The following is a 16,655-nucleotide window of genomic DNA, read 5'->3' on the forward strand; positions in this document are numbered from 1 at the left end:
ATTTGGGCTAAGAGAATCACCTGGAAGTACGCGATTGCCGGGCCTGTTTTGTTGTGCCCCCGGCAGCAATTGTGTGCTGTCCACAGATTTTTGATCAGTTGATCCCGGTCTGATTGTCGAAAGATCACCGGAAGATGCTGATGAAGGTTAGGGTAAGTTAAGGTTTTTGGTGCGTATTTGCGGCGGATTGCTCGATGCTGAAAGGGCCCGCACGAAGAGTTCCAACAGTTGAGCGACAAGGTTCACGTCCGCCTTGTTCTTGAGCACATGATCCAGGACGATATTGAAAGTGAATAATTCGGCATGAGTTTTGACAGGGGTCGGCGCGGCAGGGGCCGGGACAAACGCGACAGATTTGGCGAGGATGATTTCGACGCATTTTCGCCTCCGCCTGCATATGGTGACCGTGACCGCTTCGGCGGCGGTGGCGGCGGCGGATATGGCGCGCCTGCTGGCGGCGGCGGCTTCGGTGCCCCGCGCGGTCCGGGTGGCGGCGCTGGCGGCGGCGCACCTCGTAGCGGCGGCTTTGGCGGCATGCCCACCCAGGTGGTCGGCGAAGCCAAGGGCAAGGTCAAATTCTTCAATGCGCAAAAGGGCTTCGGCTTCATTCAGCGCGATGATGGCGGCGAAGACGTGTTCGTCCACATCAGCGCGGTCGAGCGCGCCGGTCTTTCCAACCTCGCCGAGGGCCAGGGCCTGGAATTCACACTCGTCGATCGCGGCGGCAAGGTGTCTGCCAGCGACCTCAAGGTCGATGGCGAGCTGATCCCCGTATCCGACAGCGGCGGCGGTGGTGACCGTGGTGGTGATCGCGGCGCTCCGCGCGGCGAAGCGCCCCGCCGGGAACTCACCGGCGAGCGTGCAACCGGAACGGTCAAGTTCTTCAACTCGATGAAGGGCTTCGGCTTCATCACCCGCGACGACGGCCAGCCCGATGCGTTCGTTCACATCAGCGCGGTCGAACGCGCCAATATGAGCACGCTCAACCAGGGCGACCGGCTCGAGTTCGACCTCGAAGTCGACCGCCGCGGCAAGCACTCCGCCGTCAATCTGGTCGCGCACCACGATTGATCCGGCGCTCGGCCTCATAAGGCCGGGATGCGAGACATGAAAACCCCGCCCGCGCTTTTGGCGCGGCGGGGTTTTTTGTTGTGTTACCTGCGGAGCGATCGCATGTTGATTGTGACCTCGAGGATTATCACTGATGGCCATCAAGTTGGACACCAGCTTCGCGCTCTATCCCGGCCACTGGCTGCGAAGGCAATCAATGTCAGCAGGATTGCCCCGCCTAAGACGGGGACTATGGCGGCGTGAAGGTGACGCGGTTAGCGCGAGCCAAGATTGCTTGAGCACCAGGATCAGGGCAGCACAATGCGATGAAGCACATTGAAGAGCAGTTCACTGTCGAAATGACGGACGACGACGTCCTTGTCTGCCGAGCGCCTAAGCAATCAGAGCAGCGAATCAGGATGGCTGACCTTGCAGCGGTCTATGTGGAGACAAACGACAACGGCCCTTGGGGATGCGACGTTTGGTGGATTCTGAACGACAGCACCGGTCAAACCAGGGTTGCGTTCCCGCAGATGGCAAAGGGCGAAGAGACGGCACTCGCACGCCTGCAATCATTACCCGGCTTTGACGTGCAGGGGATGAACTCCACGAAGAACGCCCGGTTCCTGTGCTGGAAGGCGCGCGGGCCGTCTCCTGAGTGACCCCCGGGCCCTGCCCGAAGGGCATACAAATCCATAGTGACTACCCATCATGATGCGGCTGTACACGCGAAGTTTACACGCATCGATTTACCGCTTGCCGCACAAACTCTACATATGTAGATAAATGGGATGGCAAGACGAAAAAACATCTCGAAACAGACCGGTGCCGTTCTGACGGCGCTGCTCGAACGCCCGTCCGATTGGCATCATGGCTATGACCTGATGGAAAAGGCAGGCATCGCATCGGGGACGCTTTATCCCATGCTGATGCGGCTGTGCGATCAGGGCAGCCTGGAATCACAGTGGGTCTCATCGCCGCACGAAGGACGGCCTGCGCGGCACGCATATCGGTTGACGGCAGCGGGCCTGCGGATGGCCCGGGATGTACTCGCGCCAGACGCATCAGCGACAACGAACATGCAGGGGTTTGCAGTATGACCACACCCAAAAGATCACGTGCGCAGGCCCTGCTCCGTCTGGCAATCAGGGTCGCTCCCCGGGAGCGGGCGGACTGGTTGGAGGCGATGGCAGCGGAAATCGATCATGTCCCCGATGCGTCGGTGCAACGCTTTGCCATCGGGTGCCTGACGACCGCCGTTCGCACCCGCATCGCCTCGCCCGCCTTCATCCTGGCATCGACCCACCTGACCCTCGTCTTCGGGGCGTTGGCCTGGGCAGCATTGAACCTCTGGTTTGCAGGACGCATGTCGTCGGCAGATGCTGCAGGTCCGGAAATGTTCGGCTATTCGATCGCCGCAGCATTCGCATTCGGCGCGCTTGCCACGGCACGCTTCGGGTTCAGGGCAGTGCTTGGGCTGGGTGCTCCGCTGCTGGCGGTGCTGGGCCTGAGCGCCTTGGCGATCAAGTTGCTGCTGCCTTATTCTGCGGTCAATGCCCTCTATTTCGCGCTGATCGTGGAGGACATCGCCACGCTGCTTTTGGCATTGGGGATCGCGTTTGCGATCCCGCGTCTGGTTGCGATCAGACAGGCGACTGGTCAATGACCGCCCGCCGCCTGAATTGGACCTTCCTGTCGGTGGCCGGCCTGCTGGGCGCCGCGCATATCTCGCTGACCCCGCTGGCTTATGCCAGCTGGACGCTCGACGCCTTGTGGTTCCTGGGCTCGGGATTTGCGATCGTCATCGCCAGTGCGGCCAATGCCGTCGGCCTGACGTCGCCTGACCCGCGCAATGCATGGGCGATGCTGGCCATCAACCTGATGATGGCCGGGTTCTTCGCGGCGGCCTGGTCGGTTCTTCCGGGGCCGCAAGTGATCGTCGGCGGGGCCGTTTTCCTTGGTCTGGCAGGATGCACCTTGGCGCGTCGATCCGAGCGGGCGCTTGCCGGATAGGCGATCGCGCTTGGAGGATCGGTCAGGAGATGGGCCCCTGCCTTCGCAGGGGAACGATAATCGTTGCGCACCCTGCAATTTAACCAGTTGATTAGCGCGGCGGCTTGGTTACCCGGGTGCAGCACATCCAGCATCCGGGAGTCCCCATTCATGTCCGACCTGTCCGCCGCCGAAGTCGATGCCATTGCCGCGAAGGTCGAGCGCTTCGTTCGCGATGTGATCGCGCCGTACGAACGCGACCCGCGTTGCGGCGCGCATGGGCCTTCGGAGGATCTGGTGCTCGAGATGCGTGGCCTCGCCCGCAACGCAGGCGTGATGACGCCGCATATCCTGGCCGATGGCCGCCACCTTACCCAGGCGCAGACCGCAATCGTGCTGCAGAAATCAGGCCTGTCGCCGCTTGGCCCGGTCGCGTGCAACACCGCCGCGCCCGATGAGGGCAACATGTATCTGCTGGGCAAGATGGCGAGCGGCGAGCAGAAGGCGCGGTTCCTCGATCAGCTCGTCACCGGCGAATCGCGCTCGGCGTTCTTCATGACCGAACCGGCCGATGAGGGCGGCGCGGGCTCCGACCCGTCGATGATGCAGACCACCGCCAAGCTCGACGGCAACCATTGGGTGATCAACGGCCGCAAGGCGTTCATCACCGGAGCCGAGGGCGCAAAGGTCGGCATCGTGATGGCCAAGTCCGAGGACGGCGCGTGCATGTTCCTGGTCGATCTGCCCGATCCGGCGATCCGCATCGAGCGGGTGCTCGACACCATCGACAGTTCGATGCCCGGCGGCCATGCGATCATCGCCATCGACAACCTGCGCGTGCCCGCCGACCAGATGCTGGGCAACAGCGGCGAGGGTTTCAAATACGCACAGGTTCGCCTCTCCCCTGCCCGGCTGTCGCACTGCATGCGCTGGTATGGTGCCGCTTCCCGCGCGCACGAAATCGCCAGCGATTACGCCTGCCGCCGCCACGCCTTCGGCAAGCCTTTGGTCGATCACGAGGGCGTCGGCTTCATGCTGGCGGAAAACCTGATCGACCTCAAACAGGCCGAACTGATGATCGCGTGGTGCGCAGGCGTGCTCGACACCGGCGAACTCGGCACGGTCGAAAGCTCGATGACCAAGGTCGCGGTGTCCGAAGCGCTGATGCGCGTCGCTGATCGCTGCGTGCAGGTGATGGGTGGCAAGGGGGTGAGCGGCGATACCATCGTCGAACAGGTGTTCCGCGAAATCCGCGCCTTCCGTATATACGACGGCCCGACCGAAGTGCACAAATGGTCGCTCGCCAAGAAGATCAAGCGCGACCACAAGCATGCGACAGAGGGAGCCGCCGGATGACGCTCAACGCAGACCTGACCGGCCAGCGCATCCTGGTCACCGGCGCATCGAGCGAAGGCTTCGGCGCGCATTTCGCCCGCGTATTGGCCAAGTGCGGCGCGCACGTGGTCGTCGCGGCGCGCAGGCTCGAGGCGCTCGAGGCGCTGGTCGCCGAAATCACCCAGGCTGGCGGGAGCGCGAGCGCGGTGCGGATGGATGTCGCCGACCTCGCCTCGGTGCGCGATGGCGTCAAAGCCGCAGGCGCGATCGACACCTGCATCAACAACGCAGGCGTTGCGGTGACAAAGCGCGCGCTCGACCAGACCGAGGCGGATTACGACTTCGTGATGGACACCAACCTCAAAGGCGCGTGGAACGTCGCGACCGAGGCGGCCAAAGTGATGCGCGATTCAGGCGGCGGCAACATCATCAACACCGCGTCGATCACCGGGTTTCAGACCGCAGCGGGCACCGGCCCCTATGCGATGTCGAAGGCAGGCGTGCTGCACATGACGCGGCAGCTCGCGATGGAGCTCGCTCGGTTCAACATCCGCGTCAACGCGATCGCGCCGGGCTATTTCCTCACCGATATCAACCGCGACCAGCTCTCGGGCGAGGCGGGCGAACCGCTGCGCAAGCGCATCGCGATGCGCCGCTTTGGCGAACTGCCCGATCTCGATGGCCCGCTGCTGCTGCTCGCCTCGGACGCGAGCCGCTTCATGACCGGCAGCATCCTCACCGTCGACGGCGGGCATCTGGTGGGTTCGCTTTAGCCTGGCAGCTTGACCGGACCGGGCCGGGGCGGGCATCAGCAGCCACATGACCAGCACCGCCCCTGTATCCCCGCAGATCCACCCCGGCTGGCGCGATGCGCTGGGGCAAGAATTTGCCGCGCCCTATATGGCCGAGCTCAAGCAATTCCTGCTCGATCGCAAGGCGGCGGGTGCGCGCATCTTTCCGCCGGGAAGCCAGTGGTTCCGCGCGCTCGACCTGACCCCGCCCGATCAGGTGCGCGTCGTGATCCTGGGGCAGGATCCCTATCACGGACCCGGACAGGCGCACGGCCTGTGCTTCAGCGTGCAACCCGGGGTGCGGCCGCCGCCCTCGCTGATCAACATCTACAAGGAGCTCGAGCGCGATCTGGGGATCGCACCGCCTGCGCACGGTTTTCTCGAACACTGGGCGCAGCAGGGCGTGCTGCTGCTCAACGCGGTGCTCACCGTCGAGATGGGCGAGGCCGGATCGCACCAGAAGCGCGGCTGGGAGAGGTTCACCGACGCGGTGATCGCGCGGGTCAATGCACTCGAGCACCCGGTGGTGTTTCTGCTCTGGGGAAGCCATGCGCAGAAGAAGGCGGCGAATGTCGATGCGCGGCATCTGGTGCTGAAGGCGCCGCACCCCTCACCGCTCAGCGCGCATCGCGGCTTTCTGGGCTGCGGCCATTTCAGCCAGGCCAACGCGTTTCTGGAAGAGCACGGGCTGGCGCCAATCGACTGGCGGTTGCCGCCGACCGCCAGCCAGAACTGATCCGCTCGCGGACCGTTCCTTCGTCACCCCCGCGGAGGCGGGGGTCCCGCTTCTGCGCAAACGCCTAGAAAAAGCGGGATTCCCGCGTTCGCGGGAATGACGGTTATTTGAATATCGTGCGGGTCAGCGCATAGCCCGCCAGCGCCGACGATCCGGTGAGAAACGTCCCCCAGATGATATCGAGCACGGTGATCTTGGTGCTCCACACCGCCAGCGTCGCCTGGTTGGTGAGATCATAGGTCATATAGCAGAAGAACCCGAGCATCGCGCCGTTGACCAAAGCCGTCTGCCAGCGACCATCGGCGAGCGCGGGGGCGACCGCGAAGATCTGGATGCCCAGGATATACAGCACATAGAACACCACCGCGGGCGCCAGCCGGAACGACGCCGCGAGCATGTCGCCGAGGATTGGTTGGTACAATCTGGGCGCCATCGTCTTGAGCCAGACGCTGTCGATCAGCGCAAAGGCGAGGCCGGTGAACAGATAGGCGGCGGAATAGCGAAGCATGATAAGCCCTTCGTTTCAGCGGGACAGTGTAGGACGCGCGCTATTCACCCGTCCGGGTGAGCCGGGTGCGGTTGCGGACCAGCCACTCGCTCTTGTCGTCGTCGAGGAAATCAACCTCCTTGAGCGTCTCCACCCGGTCCCCGTCGCGAAATGTGGTCAGCCGCAACGTGGCGGGGCGATTGTTGTCGCTGCCTGCGGCTTCCTCGACCATCGTCCAGTGGGTCGCATCGCGCGAGCCCGGGGCGATCCGCACGGCATAGGTCATCACCTCTGCGGCGCGGCCCTTGCGGAAGGTGCCGACCGAAACGGTGCTCGCCGCCGCATCGAACAGTTCGACCGAGGTGATCCGGACGTTGCCCACCTTGGGGCCATCGTCGAAATCGGAGGAGCGGATGGTGGTGGCGCCGTCACCCTGATCGGCGATGCGGGTTTTCACCGGGATGCCGAACCAGCGGTCGGCGGTGTAGTCGCGATATTCCAGTGTACCCTGCCATGCCCCGGTCAACGAGGCGCGGGCCGCGACCAGATCGACCGGCGCATCCTGCGCGGCGACCGGAGCAGCGGCCGAAACAGCGGTGGTCAAAACTAGGCAGCAAAACAGCACGTTACGCATGGTATCAAGGGCCCCCCTCTTGGACTGACTGCCCGAGTTACGCGGGGCTAGCAATACCGGATGCAGCCATCGTCATGCCATCGGCGCGGGCTGCCAAAGCTCGATCTTGCGGCCGTCGGGATCCAAGATGTGGGCAAACCGGCCGTTGGGTTCGGACGGAAACAGCTTCACCGGCTCCACCCCGTGCGCAGCGCATTGCGCCAGCATCGCATCGAGATCATCGACCATCAGGTTGAACATGAACTCCTTGTCCGACGGCGCGAAGTAATCCGTGTCGGCGGCAAAGGGCGAGAACACCGTGCCCGCACCCGGATGCGCGGCGGCGGCATCGGGGGTGAACACCACCCCGCCCCACTCGCCGAAGTTCATCCCCAGCACCTTGGCATACCATGCGCAGGTCGCCGCCGGATTTGCCGACTTGAAGAACAGCCCGCCAAGGCCAAGCACTCTTGCCATCCGGAAAACTCCTTCTGCCAGCGTTACGCGAGCGCAGGATACGCCGAGCGGACCCAAAAGAAAACCCGCCGACGTTGCCGCCGGCGGGTTGTTCCTTTTCCTCCCCAGGAAAACTCTATCGGTACGTTTGCCGCATCCGAATTATCCGAATTGGTTCATCGTGTTGTTGACGCCGCCGGCCTTCAGCGCGGCCTCGCCAGCGAAATATTCCTTGTGCGCATCGCCGAGGTCGCTGCCAGACATGTTCTGGTGCTTCACGCAGGCGATGCCCTGACGCAGCTCCTGACGCTGCACGCCCAGAACGTAACCCAGCATGCCCGCCTCGCCGAAATACTCCTTGGCGAGGTTGTCGGTCGAAAGCGCTGCGGTGTGATAGGTCGGCAGCGTGATCAGGTGGTGGAAGATGCCTGCGCGCTTGGCGCCATCGGCCTGGAAGGTGCGGATGCGCTTGTCGGCGGCGATGCCGAGTTCGGTATCGTCATACTTCGCATCCATCAGCGCGCCGCGGTCATACTCGGACACGTCGAGGCCTTCGGACACCATCGCGTCATAGACCTGCTGACGGAAGTTCAGCGTCCAGTTGAACGACGGCGAGTTGTTGTAGACGAGCTTGGCGTTTGGAACGACCTCGCGGATACGGTCCATCATGCCAGCGATCTGCTCGACGTGCGGCTTTTCGGTCTCGATCCACAACAGGTCGGCACCGTTCTGCAGCGAAGTGATGCTGTCGAGCACGCAGCGGTCTTCGCCGGTGCCTTCGCGGAACTGGAACAGGTTGCTGGGCAGCCGTTTGGGACGCATCAGCTTGCCGTCGCGGTTGAGGATGACATCGCCGTTGCGCGCGGTGGCGGGGTCGATTTCCTCGCAATCGAGGAAGCTGTTGTACTGGTCGCCGAGATCGCCCGGCTCGTTGCTGACCGCGATCTGCTTGGTCAGGCCCGCACCCAGCGAGTCGGTGCGCGTGACGATGATGCCGTCCTCGACGCCCAGCTCGAGGAACGCATAGCGGCAGGCGCGGATCTTCGCGAGGAAGTCCTCGTGCGGCACGGTGACCTTGCCGTCCTGGTGGCCGCACTGCTTTTCGTCCGAGACCTGGTTTTCGATCTGCAGCGCGCAGGCGCCGGCCTCGATCATCTTCTTGGCGAGCAGATAGGTGGCTTCGGCATTGCCGAACCCTGCATCGATATCCGCGATGATCGGCACGACGTGGGTCTGGAAGCTATCGACCTGTGCGAGCAGATCCTGCTCCTTGGCGCTGTCGCCAGCGGCACGCGCCTTGTCGATGCCGCTGAACAGCAGATCGAGTTCGCGCGCATCGGCCTGACGCAGGAAGGTGTAGAGTTCCTCGATCAACGCGGGGACGCTGGTCTTTTCGTGCATCGACTGGTCGGGCAGCGGACCGAACTGGCTGCGCAGCGCGGCGACCATCCAGCCCGATAGGTACAGGTACTTGCGCTTGGTGGTGCCGAAATGCTTCTTGATCGCGATCATCTTCTGCTGCGCGATGAAGCCGTGCCAGCAGCCCAGCGACTGGGTGTACTGCGACGAATCGGCGTCATAGGCAGCCATGTCTTCGCGCATGATCTTGGCGGTGTAGCGCGCGATATCGAGCCCGGTGCGGAAGCGGTTCTGCAGCTGCATGCGCGCCACCGATTCGGCATCGATGCCGGTCCAGCGGCCCTGCTTGCCACCAATGAGCTGCTCGTTTGCGCGGATTTGGTCGGTATAAGGCATCGGGTCTTCCTCGTGCGAATTGGCCTGAACATAAAGCTCAGGCGACTCAGGCTGTGTCACAAATTGACAGCTTCTGGTGTTGAAATACGCCCGATCGCCATTCTGACCCAAGGAATAGTCGATTTTGTCGTGTCGCACCGTGTCATGCTGCACCGCACACTTTGTAATAATGTCAATTTCGTGACATTTGCGGCGATGATGAGCGCGGATCGATCCTGCATCACTCTTGCCAAAATCGTGCCGCAATCTGTTGCAATGCAACATTCGCAGCCAAGGCGCGTTTGCCCAGCGTGCAGCTGCACAATCACGGGATACCTCACCATGCTGACCAGATCATTTCTGACCCTCGCATTGCTTGCGAGCGCGGCCTCCCCTGCCGTAGCTCAAGACAGCATGCCCGACAGAGCTGCCGTCGACAATCTGGCGGCGGCTCAAGACGCGCCGTCACCCGCGGTGGTCGTCACCGCGCGGCCGCAGACGACCGCTGCGCGCCCTTATGGCCCGACCGACGAGGAGTTGGAGCTGCTAGCCTTCGGAGCCCGGCTGTCGCAATCGGTGTTCGCGCAGGAATTTACGATGACGGTCGGCCTGGGTGCCGGGCTGGTCCCCAGCTATGAGGGATCGAACCAGTATGTCTTCTTTCCGGCGCCGGTCATCCAGGGCAACTATAAGGGCTATGCCTTCGCCGCGCGCGGACCCGGGCTGTTCGTCGATCTGGTCAAGGACCCGCTGTTCCCTAAGGTCGAATACATTGCAGGGCCCATCATCCGCGCGCGCTTCGACCGCGTCGGTCGTATCCGCGATACCGTCGTCAAGCAGCTCGGCGACCGCAACATTGCGGTGGAGGTCGGCGCGAGCGGCGGCTTCAAGGTCAACCGCATCTTCGACCGCTTCGACAGCCTGACCTTTCAGGTCGATGCGCTGCACGACATCGCCGGCGCGCATTCGGGCGCGATCGTCACCCCGTCGGTCAGCTACAACAAGCTGCTCGGCACCAAGGGCGTGATCAACCTTTCGGTCTCGGGCGATCTGATCGACCGCGATTTCGCCGATTACTACTTCACCATCGATGCGGCAGGCAGCGCGGCATCGGGACTGCCTGCCTATCGCGCCGGCGGCGGCCTCAAGTCGCTGGGTGCCAGCGCGCTGCTCGGCTTCGACCTGTCGGGCGATGCGCTCGACGGCGGCTGGGGCGTGTTCGTGCTGGGCAGCTATTCGCGGCTGCAGGGCGATGCCGCCGACAGCCCGATCGTCAGCATCCGCGGCGATGCCAACCAGTATTTCGGCGGCGCCGGGCTGACCTACACCTTCTGACCATGTCGTACGGATCGGGCTGAAAAGGACGGGGGATCGATGCGCAGGAGCATCTCATGGGCTGCGCTGGCTCTGGCGGTTTCGGGAGTCGCAGGTCCAATCGGGCCCGGCCATGCCCAGGTTGCCAAGCCAGTATCCCCGCCGCCTGTCAGCCTCCACATCACCCGGTCACCGGATGCCACATCGGACCGGCCCATCCGCGCCGAATACCGGCTTGCCCGGCCTGCACGCGCGCTGCATTTCGCCCCCCAGCTCGATGGCTACCGTGCCATGGACTGGCAGCCGGAAACCGCCGGGTTCCGCTGGGTGCGCGAAGAAGATGGCGAACGCATCGAGCGCACCGACGGCAAGCCTTTCGCGGACCTCGCGTTCAACATCCCGGTTCAGTACCGCTCGCTCGAAAAGTCCTATGCCCCGTTTTCGCCGTTCAGCGATGGCGGGCTGCTGTTGTATTCCGGCCATTTCCAGACCTGCCCATCGCTGCCCTGCAAAGGCACCGAGCCACTGGCCATCTCGATCGCCGCCCCTGGCGCCACGATCGGCGTCGGCGGCAAGCGCACCGCGAACAGCGCCACCTTCATCAGCCGCGAGGAAGGAACCAACGTCTATATCGGCACGGCCGAGCCGGTCACCACCTCGGGCTTCCTGGCGATCGTCGACCCCGAGCTGCAGCCCGCGCTGCGCGACCACCTGCTGCAATCGCTGCCCCAGTCGATGCGCGAACTCGCCGCGATCTATGGCCAGCTTGCGATCACCCCCGAGCTCTACGTGTCGCTCGATCCACAGCCGCCGTCAGGGACCAGCCTGTCGAGCCAGGGCGGCACATTGCCGGGCCAGGTGTTCATTCATCTCTACGGCGATGGCTGGCGCAAGCCGATCGTGCCGGGTGACGTGCTGTGGCTCGACTGGTTCTTCGCGCACGAGGCCGCGCACTTCTTCCAGCGCGCCGGCACAAATGACGTTATCGGTCCGGATTCGGAAGCCTGGACCCACGAAGGCGGTGCCGACGCGATGGCGGCGCTGGTGATGCGCGGCCGCAGCGATACCGAGCGCGCCTATGTCATCCGGCGCATCGCCGAGGCGCGCAAGGTCTGCGCTGCAGGGTTGTCGCAGGTGCCGCTCAATATGGCGACGCGCGCGGGCAAGTTCGATCTGCACTATCAGTGCGGCATGCTGATCGCGCTGGCGATCGACGCCGATGTCCGGCGCGGGTCGGGCGGGGCAAAAGGCCTGCACGACGTCAACCGCAGCTTCTTCGCCACGGTGCGCGCAGGGACGGCGTGGAGCGGCACGAGCTTCCTCGCCACCGCGCGCCGCACCGGGCTCAGCGCGCCGACGCTGGCCGCGATCACCGCGATGACCCGGCAGAAGCTGACCGACCCCGCGCGGCAGATCGATGCGATGCTGCAACAGGCGGGGGTCGATGTTGCCGAGCAGCCAGGACCCTCCGGACCCTGACGCGACCCCGGCTCAGTTGCCGCTGATCAGGTCCCCCAGAGATCCCAGCGCCGAGCCTTCGCCGCGGTTCTGCCCGCCGCGGCTGCCCGCTGCCGCCAGCATCCGTCCGGCAAGCCGCGAGAACGGCAGCGACTGGATCCACACATGGCCGGGTCCGCGCAGCCGCGCAAAGAACAGCCCCTCGCCGCCGAACAGCGACGACTTGATCCCGCCTGCCGAGATCAGATCGAAATCCACGCCCGAGGTGAACGCGGCGACGCAGCCGGTATCGACATGCAGCTCCTCGCCCGCCGCCAGCTCGCGCTCGATCAGCGCGCCGCCCATCTGCACGAACACCATGCCATCGCCCTCGAGCTTCTGCATGATGAAGCCCTCGCCGCCGAACAGCCCGGTGAGGATGCGCCGCTGGAAGTGCACGCCGATCGACACGCCCTTGGCGGCGGCCAGAAAGCTGTCCTTCTGGCAGATCAGCTTGCCGTTATAGCGGGTCAGATCGATCGGCAGGATGTTGCCCGGCGTCGGCGCCCCGAACGCCACGCGCGCCTTGCCCGTGCCGTTGTGGGTGAACACCGTGGTGAACAGGCTCTCGCCGGTGACCAGCCGTTTGCCCGCGCCGAGCAGCGCCCCCATGATGCCGCTGCCCTGGTTGGCGCTGCCATCGCCGAACACCGTGGTCATCTCGATGCTGGAATCCTTCCACACCATCGCCCCGGCTTCCGCCACCGCGCTCTCGCCGGGATCGAGCTCGATCTCGACGAACTGCAGTTCCTGTCCCTTGATCTCAAAGTCGATTTCGTGCGCGGGCATGGGGTTCTCTCCTGATGGTGTTGGGTGGCAGGAGATTATCGTGGGGATGTGACAGCTGCAATGCGGCGGGTCACAGGGGGTAATGCCTAGGGGGCGTTGCAGCATCCCTCACGGATGGGGCCTATATACCTGATTGACCCAGCGCGCGAACCCGGCATGATGCATGCGCGGGTATAAGACGGCCATCCGACAAGCGCAGCACTTCGGTGTGCTTCCCCGCTATCATGCCGGAACCCAACCGGAGCGGGAATGAGTAATTGGCAACCTCCAAGTGAAAGCGACTTCAACGATAAGTGGTTTACGCCACTTGAGGCCGTCGATGCTCTCGACGCGGACCTTGCTGATTCTACAGAACTTTGGAAAATAGTTGAGCAACTTCGGGCTGGCCAGGTCATAGCTGTGGCACGCACGTCACAGCTGAGACCTGACTTGGCCGTTGTGGTTCCTTTTTCTCTCGTCCCCGCCGGGGCTTGGCGACGGATGATGCAAAACGACGAGTACCGTTTTTGGAGAACTGGATGTTTGGTGGTTGACGCACCGCCAAGCGACCTCTGGGCAAATCACCGCGAAGCCAAAGAGCGGTACTTTGACATACGATTTGACCCTGAGAGTTTCTCAGGCAAGCCTCCGCCTATAGAGTTCGGAGGACCCGGGCCTACCCCACCACTGGATACCGGCCCTGTGGGTGCGGGTACTGCTAATGACCTCAAGCCAGTAAGCGCAAACGAAAACATGCGACTCGCCAAGGCAATCGCCCATGGTTGGGGCGACGTTATGTCAGAATCAGAAGCATGGGCTGCAGCGAAGCAGTTTCGGCCGAACTTAAAAATCCCAAAGCATCCATTTCTGGTGCAATTCCGGATTTTTAGAGGCGCGAAAAGCCGCGGAAAACCCCCGAAAACTGGGTAATAATCCAATATTATTGGCCTAGCTCTGGTCTAATGTCGGATTAAATTGATGGCCTAATTGGTCAGTGCGAGATTGTTGCCGTCAACCCGGAAAGCCGGGCAGCGATGGAGCAAAAACAATGGGACCATGATCTAGCGGAAACGAAAACGCCGCCCGTTAAGGCGGCGTTCCGAACCGGGGCCGATGGCCCGCGATACGTGTGCAAAACGAATAATCGCACCATCGGCCACCGGATACAACCCACATCATGCGATGGAGGGTCTGATGATCTTCATCCACGCGTATTATCGCATTCGCTTCGGACGTGTCGAACACGTCCGGGCGCACTTTCGTAGCAAGTACTAGTCCTAAGGGGCAGCATTTTTCGAACACCTGGGGAGAGCGCTTCGGCGCTCTCCCTTTTTGTCGCGACACGGTACTTGGTGCCTCGTCGGGATCGACACTGAGAGCCCGCTGATGAGAACACGGGTCAGAATTTTGCTAGCCTTAACGCTTAGAGCGGCCTAATCTCCCCCCATCCCCGGGGAGCCGAGCGGCTGAGAGGTGGGCGTTGCGCCCCACGACCCGTTGAACCTGAACCGGCTGATACCGGCGGAGGGAGGGTAGCGGGCTTCATTCAAGAACCGCATCCGCTCTCCGCCCCCCAAGGAGAGTCCATAATGGCAGATATCCACGCACGCACCGAAATCGGCGTTACCACCGGCCCCATTCGCGGCAGCCGCAAGGTGCATGTCGCGACCAAATCGGGCAGCGGCATCCGCGTCGCGATGCGCGAGATCGATCTGGCCGGCGGCGAGCCTTCGGTGCGGGTCTATGACACCTCGGGCCCCTATACCGACGCCGACGCGCATATCGATATCTCCGCTGGCCTTCCCGAACTGCGTCGCGACTGGATCTGGAACCGCGGCGATGTCGAGGTGATCGACCAGCGCGAGGTCAAGCCCGAAGACAACGGCCAGCTCGGCCCCGACCGCTCGGGGGGCGTCCCCGCCTTCCCCAACGTCCGCAAGCAGGTGCTTCGCGCCAAGCCCGGCATGAACGTCAGCCAGATGCATTATGCCCGCCGCGGAATTATCACCCCCGAGATGGAATATGTCGCCGAGCGCGAGAATCTGGGCCGCGAGCGCCTCGCCGAATACACGCGCGACGGCAACAGCTTCGGCGCGTCGATCCCCGATTACGTCACCCCTGAATTCGTCCGTGACGAGGTCGCACGTGGCCGCGCGATCATCCCCAGCAACATCAACCACCCCGAGAGCGAGCCGATGGCGATCGGCCGCAACTTCCTGGTCAAGATCAACGCCAATATCGGCAACAGCGCGGTCGCCTCGAACGTCGCGTCCGAGGTCGACAAGATGGTCTGGTCGATCCGCTGGGGCGCGGACACCGTGATGGACCTTTCCACCGGCCGCAACATCCACGACACCCGCGAATGGATTCTGCGCAACAGCCCCGTGCCGATCGGCACCGTGCCAATCTACCAGGCGCTCGAAAAGGTCGGCGGCGTCGCCGAGGAGCTGACTTGGGAGATTTTCCGCGATACGCTGATCGAACAGGCCGAACAGGGCGTCGACTATTTCACCATCCACGCCGGCGTCCGCCTCGCGTACATCCCGATGGCGGCCAAGCGCGTCACCGGCATCGTCTCGCGCGGCGGTTCGATCATGGCGAAATGGTGCCTGGCGCATCACAAGGAAAGCTTCCTCTACGAGCATTTTGACGAGATCACCGAGATCATGAAGGCGTACGACATCGCCTATTCGCTGGGCGATGGCCTGCGCCCCGGATCGATCGCCGATGCCAATGACGAGGCACAGTTCAGCGAGCTCTATACGCTGGGCGAGCTCACCCACCGCGCGTGGAAATCCGACGTTCAGGTGATGATCGAGGGCCCCGGCCATGTGCCGATGCACAAGATCAAGGAGAACATGGAAAAGCAGCTCGAGGTGTGCGGCGAGGCGCCGTTCTACACCTTGGGCCCGCTCACCACCGACATCGCGCCGGGTTACGACCACATCACCAGCGGTATCGGCGCGGCGCAGATCGGCTGGTACGGCACCGCGATGCTTTGCTACGTCACCCCCAAGGAGCATCTGGGCCTGCCCGATCGCGACGACGTCAAGGTCGGCGTGGTCACCTACAAGCTCGCCGCGCACGCCGCCGATCTCGCCAAGGGCCATCCGGCGGCGCAGGTGCGCGACGATGCGCTGAGCAAGGCGCGCTTCGAGTTCCGCTGGCGCGACCAGTTCCACCTGTCGCTCGACCCCGACACCGCCGAGCAGTATCACGACCAGACCTTGCCCGCCGAAGGCGCCAAGACTGCGCATTTCTGCTCGATGTGCGGGCCCAAGTTCTGCTCGATGCAGATCAGCCAGGAGGTGCGCGACTTCGCCACCAAGCAGAACCAGGGGGTCGAAGGCTTCATCGCCACCGGCCCGAGCGGCGCGGAAACCGCAGCGGCCAGCAAGGAAGCCGCGCTCAAGGGCATGGCCGAGATGAGCCAGCTGTACGAGGACATGGGCCGCGAGCTGTATCTGGGCGCGGGCGACCGCGAACATGATTGAGCATGTGAAAACCGCGCTGGTCGGCGCATCGCTGGCGGCGCTGCTGCTCGTAGGCTGCGGGTCCGAGCCCGCAGCCGAGCGCGCCGAGCCTGAGCCTGCCGCTGCGACCCCGGTCGTGACCGACGAGCAGCCGGCGGCAGGTTCAGTCCCGCCGACACCTCCCATCGCCAGCACGCAGCCGCTGACGCTCGAAGGCTTTGGCGGCCTGACGATCGGCAAGCCGGTGCCCTCAGGCTCGCCCTGGGCCGCGCGCGGCGCGCAGATTTCCGACGGCTGCACCACGATCAGCGCGCCCGATTGGCCCGGCGCCTATGCCATCGTCGAGGAAGGCACCGTCCGCCGCATCACGGTGAGCAACAAGTCCGAGGCGAAACTGCTCGAAGGCATC

At 63.6% G+C, this 16,655-nt stretch carries 16 protein-coding genes, 1 pseudogene and 1 riboswitch; of the genes and pseudogenes, 12 read left to right on the top strand and 5 right to left on the bottom strand.

Features of this window, described 5'->3' with window-relative positions:
* Window positions 1-303: 303 nt before the first annotated feature.
* The 8 genes from QUV11_RS02085 (at window position 304) to ung (ending at window position 5,904) form a co-directional block, all read left to right on the top strand.
* Window positions 304-1,071 carry a cold-shock protein gene (locus QUV11_RS02085; protein WP_300880294.1) on the top strand — a complete coding sequence of 256 codons (768 nt, stop codon included), beginning with the start codon at window positions 304-306 and terminating at the stop codon, window positions 1,069-1,071.
* Window positions 1,072-1,376: 305 nt separating this feature from the next.
* The gene (locus QUV11_RS02090; RefSeq protein WP_300880295.1) at window positions 1,377-1,712 is read left to right on the top strand and encodes a hypothetical protein; all 336 of its coding nucleotides are present in this window, start codon (window positions 1,377-1,379) and stop codon (window positions 1,710-1,712) included.
* A 129-nt stretch (window positions 1,713-1,841) separates the two neighbouring features.
* Window positions 1,842-2,150, top strand: coding sequence for a PadR family transcriptional regulator (locus tag QUV11_RS02095; protein ID WP_300880296.1), 309 nt, complete (start codon window positions 1,842-1,844; stop codon window positions 2,148-2,150).
* Complete coding sequence (locus QUV11_RS02100; RefSeq protein ID WP_300880297.1) at window positions 2,147-2,716, top strand: hypothetical protein; 570 nt, start codon at window positions 2,147-2,149, stop codon at window positions 2,714-2,716. Before QUV11_RS02095 ends, QUV11_RS02100 begins: the two co-directional genes overlap by 4 nt.
* On the top strand, window positions 2,713-3,063 hold the full coding sequence (locus QUV11_RS02105) for a hypothetical protein (RefSeq protein WP_300880298.1): 351 nt from the start codon (window positions 2,713-2,715) through the stop codon (window positions 3,061-3,063). The genes QUV11_RS02100 and QUV11_RS02105 overlap by 4 nt, the downstream gene beginning before the upstream one ends.
* 150 nt (window positions 3,064-3,213) lie before the next feature.
* Window positions 3,214-4,398, top strand: coding sequence for an acyl-CoA dehydrogenase (locus tag QUV11_RS02110; RefSeq protein WP_300880299.1), 1,185 nt, complete (start codon window positions 3,214-3,216; stop codon window positions 4,396-4,398).
* A complete protein-coding gene (locus QUV11_RS02115; RefSeq protein WP_300880300.1) occupies window positions 4,395-5,150 on the top strand; it encodes an SDR family oxidoreductase in 756 nt (251 codons plus the stop codon). Before QUV11_RS02110 ends, QUV11_RS02115 begins: the two co-directional genes overlap by 4 nt.
* A 46-nt stretch (window positions 5,151-5,196) precedes the next feature.
* Window positions 5,197-5,904: a uracil-DNA glycosylase gene (gene ung, locus QUV11_RS02120; RefSeq protein ID WP_300880301.1), complete on the top strand. Its 708-nt coding sequence runs from the start codon at window positions 5,197-5,199 to the stop codon at window positions 5,902-5,904.
* A 103-nt stretch (window positions 5,905-6,007) separates the two neighbouring features.
* Here the strand turns inward: ung and QUV11_RS02125 are convergent, their stop codons facing one another.
* The 4 genes from QUV11_RS02125 to QUV11_RS02140 form a co-directional block, all read right to left on the bottom strand.
* Window positions 6,008-6,412, bottom strand: coding sequence for a DUF2177 family protein (locus QUV11_RS02125; protein ID WP_300880302.1), 405 nt, complete (start codon window positions 6,410-6,412; stop codon window positions 6,008-6,010).
* A 40-nt stretch (window positions 6,413-6,452) separates the two neighbouring features.
* The gene (locus QUV11_RS02130) at window positions 6,453-6,995 is read right to left on the bottom strand and encodes a hypothetical protein (protein ID WP_300880303.1); all 543 of its coding nucleotides are present in this window, start codon (window positions 6,993-6,995) and stop codon (window positions 6,453-6,455) included.
* Between the two features lie 102 nt (window positions 6,996-7,097).
* Window positions 7,098-7,481, bottom strand: coding sequence for a VOC family protein (locus tag QUV11_RS02135; protein WP_300880304.1), 384 nt, complete (start codon window positions 7,479-7,481; stop codon window positions 7,098-7,100).
* 141 nt (window positions 7,482-7,622) lie between these two features.
* On the bottom strand, window positions 7,623-9,215 hold the full coding sequence (locus QUV11_RS02140) for an isocitrate lyase (protein WP_300880323.1): 1,593 nt from the start codon (window positions 9,213-9,215) through the stop codon (window positions 7,623-7,625).
* 393 nt (window positions 9,216-9,608) lie between these two features.
* Between QUV11_RS02140 and QUV11_RS02145 the strand changes: the two genes are divergently transcribed.
* Window positions 9,609-10,529: a MipA/OmpV family protein gene (locus QUV11_RS02145; protein WP_300880305.1), complete on the top strand. Its 921-nt coding sequence runs from the start codon at window positions 9,609-9,611 to the stop codon at window positions 10,527-10,529.
* 39 nt (window positions 10,530-10,568) lie between these two features.
* Window positions 10,569-11,987 carry a hypothetical protein gene (locus tag QUV11_RS02150; protein ID WP_300880306.1) on the top strand — a complete coding sequence of 473 codons (1,419 nt, stop codon included), beginning with the start codon at window positions 10,569-10,571 and terminating at the stop codon, window positions 11,985-11,987.
* A gap of 12 nt (window positions 11,988-11,999) precedes the next feature.
* On the opposite strand, the gene QUV11_RS02155 is transcribed toward QUV11_RS02150, so the two are convergent.
* The gene (locus tag QUV11_RS02155) at window positions 12,000-12,794 is read right to left on the bottom strand and encodes a TIGR00266 family protein (RefSeq protein WP_300880307.1); all 795 of its coding nucleotides are present in this window, start codon (window positions 12,792-12,794) and stop codon (window positions 12,000-12,002) included.
* A gap of 1,420 nt (window positions 12,795-14,214) precedes the next feature.
* Window positions 14,215-14,320: riboswitch (TPP riboswitch) on the top strand.
* A gap of 42 nt (window positions 14,321-14,362) precedes the next feature.
* Between QUV11_RS02155 and thiC the strand changes: the two genes are divergently transcribed.
* Both thiC and QUV11_RS02165 read left to right on the top strand, forming a co-directional pair.
* Window positions 14,363-16,267, top strand: a complete 1,905-nt coding sequence (thiC, locus tag QUV11_RS02160) for a phosphomethylpyrimidine synthase ThiC (protein WP_300880308.1) — start codon at window positions 14,363-14,365, stop codon at window positions 16,265-16,267.
* A gap of 4 nt (window positions 16,268-16,271) precedes the next feature.
* A pseudogene (locus QUV11_RS02165) lies at window positions 16,272-16,655 on the top strand (hypothetical protein); the annotation flags it as partial.

It is taken from the genome of Blastomonas sp. (assembly GCF_030373265.1).
GTDB lineage: Bacteria > Pseudomonadota > Alphaproteobacteria > Sphingomonadales > Sphingomonadaceae > Blastomonas.

What these genes read in the sequence shown, in the direction of transcription:
- QUV11_RS02085 (WP_300880294.1), top strand. Translation starts at nt 304, where the DNA reads ATGAGTTTTGACAGGGGTCGGCGCGGCAGGGGCCGGGACAAACGCGAC.
- QUV11_RS02090 (WP_300880295.1), top strand. Translation starts at nt 1,377, where the DNA reads ATGAAGCACATTGAAGAGCAGTTCACTGTCGAAATGACGGACGACGAC.
- QUV11_RS02095 (WP_300880296.1), top strand. Translation starts at nt 1,842, where the DNA reads ATGGCAAGACGAAAAAACATCTCGAAACAGACCGGTGCCGTTCTGACG.
- QUV11_RS02100 (WP_300880297.1), top strand. Translation starts at nt 2,147, where the DNA reads ATGACCACACCCAAAAGATCACGTGCGCAGGCCCTGCTCCGTCTGGCA.
- QUV11_RS02105 (WP_300880298.1), top strand. Translation starts at nt 2,713, where the DNA reads ATGACCGCCCGCCGCCTGAATTGGACCTTCCTGTCGGTGGCCGGCCTG.
- QUV11_RS02110 (WP_300880299.1), top strand. Translation starts at nt 3,214, where the DNA reads ATGTCCGACCTGTCCGCCGCCGAAGTCGATGCCATTGCCGCGAAGGTC.
- QUV11_RS02115 (WP_300880300.1), top strand. Translation starts at nt 4,395, where the DNA reads ATGACGCTCAACGCAGACCTGACCGGCCAGCGCATCCTGGTCACCGGC.
- ung (WP_300880301.1), top strand. Translation starts at nt 5,197, where the DNA reads ATGACCAGCACCGCCCCTGTATCCCCGCAGATCCACCCCGGCTGGCGC.
- QUV11_RS02125 (WP_300880302.1), bottom strand. Translation starts at nt 6,412, where the DNA reads ATGCTTCGCTATTCCGCCGCCTATCTGTTCACCGGCCTCGCCTTTGCG.
- QUV11_RS02135 (WP_300880304.1), bottom strand. Translation starts at nt 7,481, where the DNA reads ATGGCAAGAGTGCTTGGCCTTGGCGGGCTGTTCTTCAAGTCGGCAAAT.
- QUV11_RS02140 (WP_300880323.1), bottom strand. Translation starts at nt 9,215, where the DNA reads ATGCCTTATACCGACCAAATCCGCGCAAACGAGCAGCTCATTGGTGGC.
- QUV11_RS02145 (WP_300880305.1), top strand. Translation starts at nt 9,609, where the DNA reads ATGCCCGACAGAGCTGCCGTCGACAATCTGGCGGCGGCTCAAGACGCG.
- QUV11_RS02150 (WP_300880306.1), top strand. Translation starts at nt 10,569, where the DNA reads ATGCGCAGGAGCATCTCATGGGCTGCGCTGGCTCTGGCGGTTTCGGGA.
- QUV11_RS02155 (WP_300880307.1), bottom strand. Translation starts at nt 12,794, where the DNA reads ATGCCCGCGCACGAAATCGACTTTGAGATCAAGGGACAGGAACTGCAG.
- thiC (WP_300880308.1), top strand. Translation starts at nt 14,363, where the DNA reads ATGGCAGATATCCACGCACGCACCGAAATCGGCGTTACCACCGGCCCC.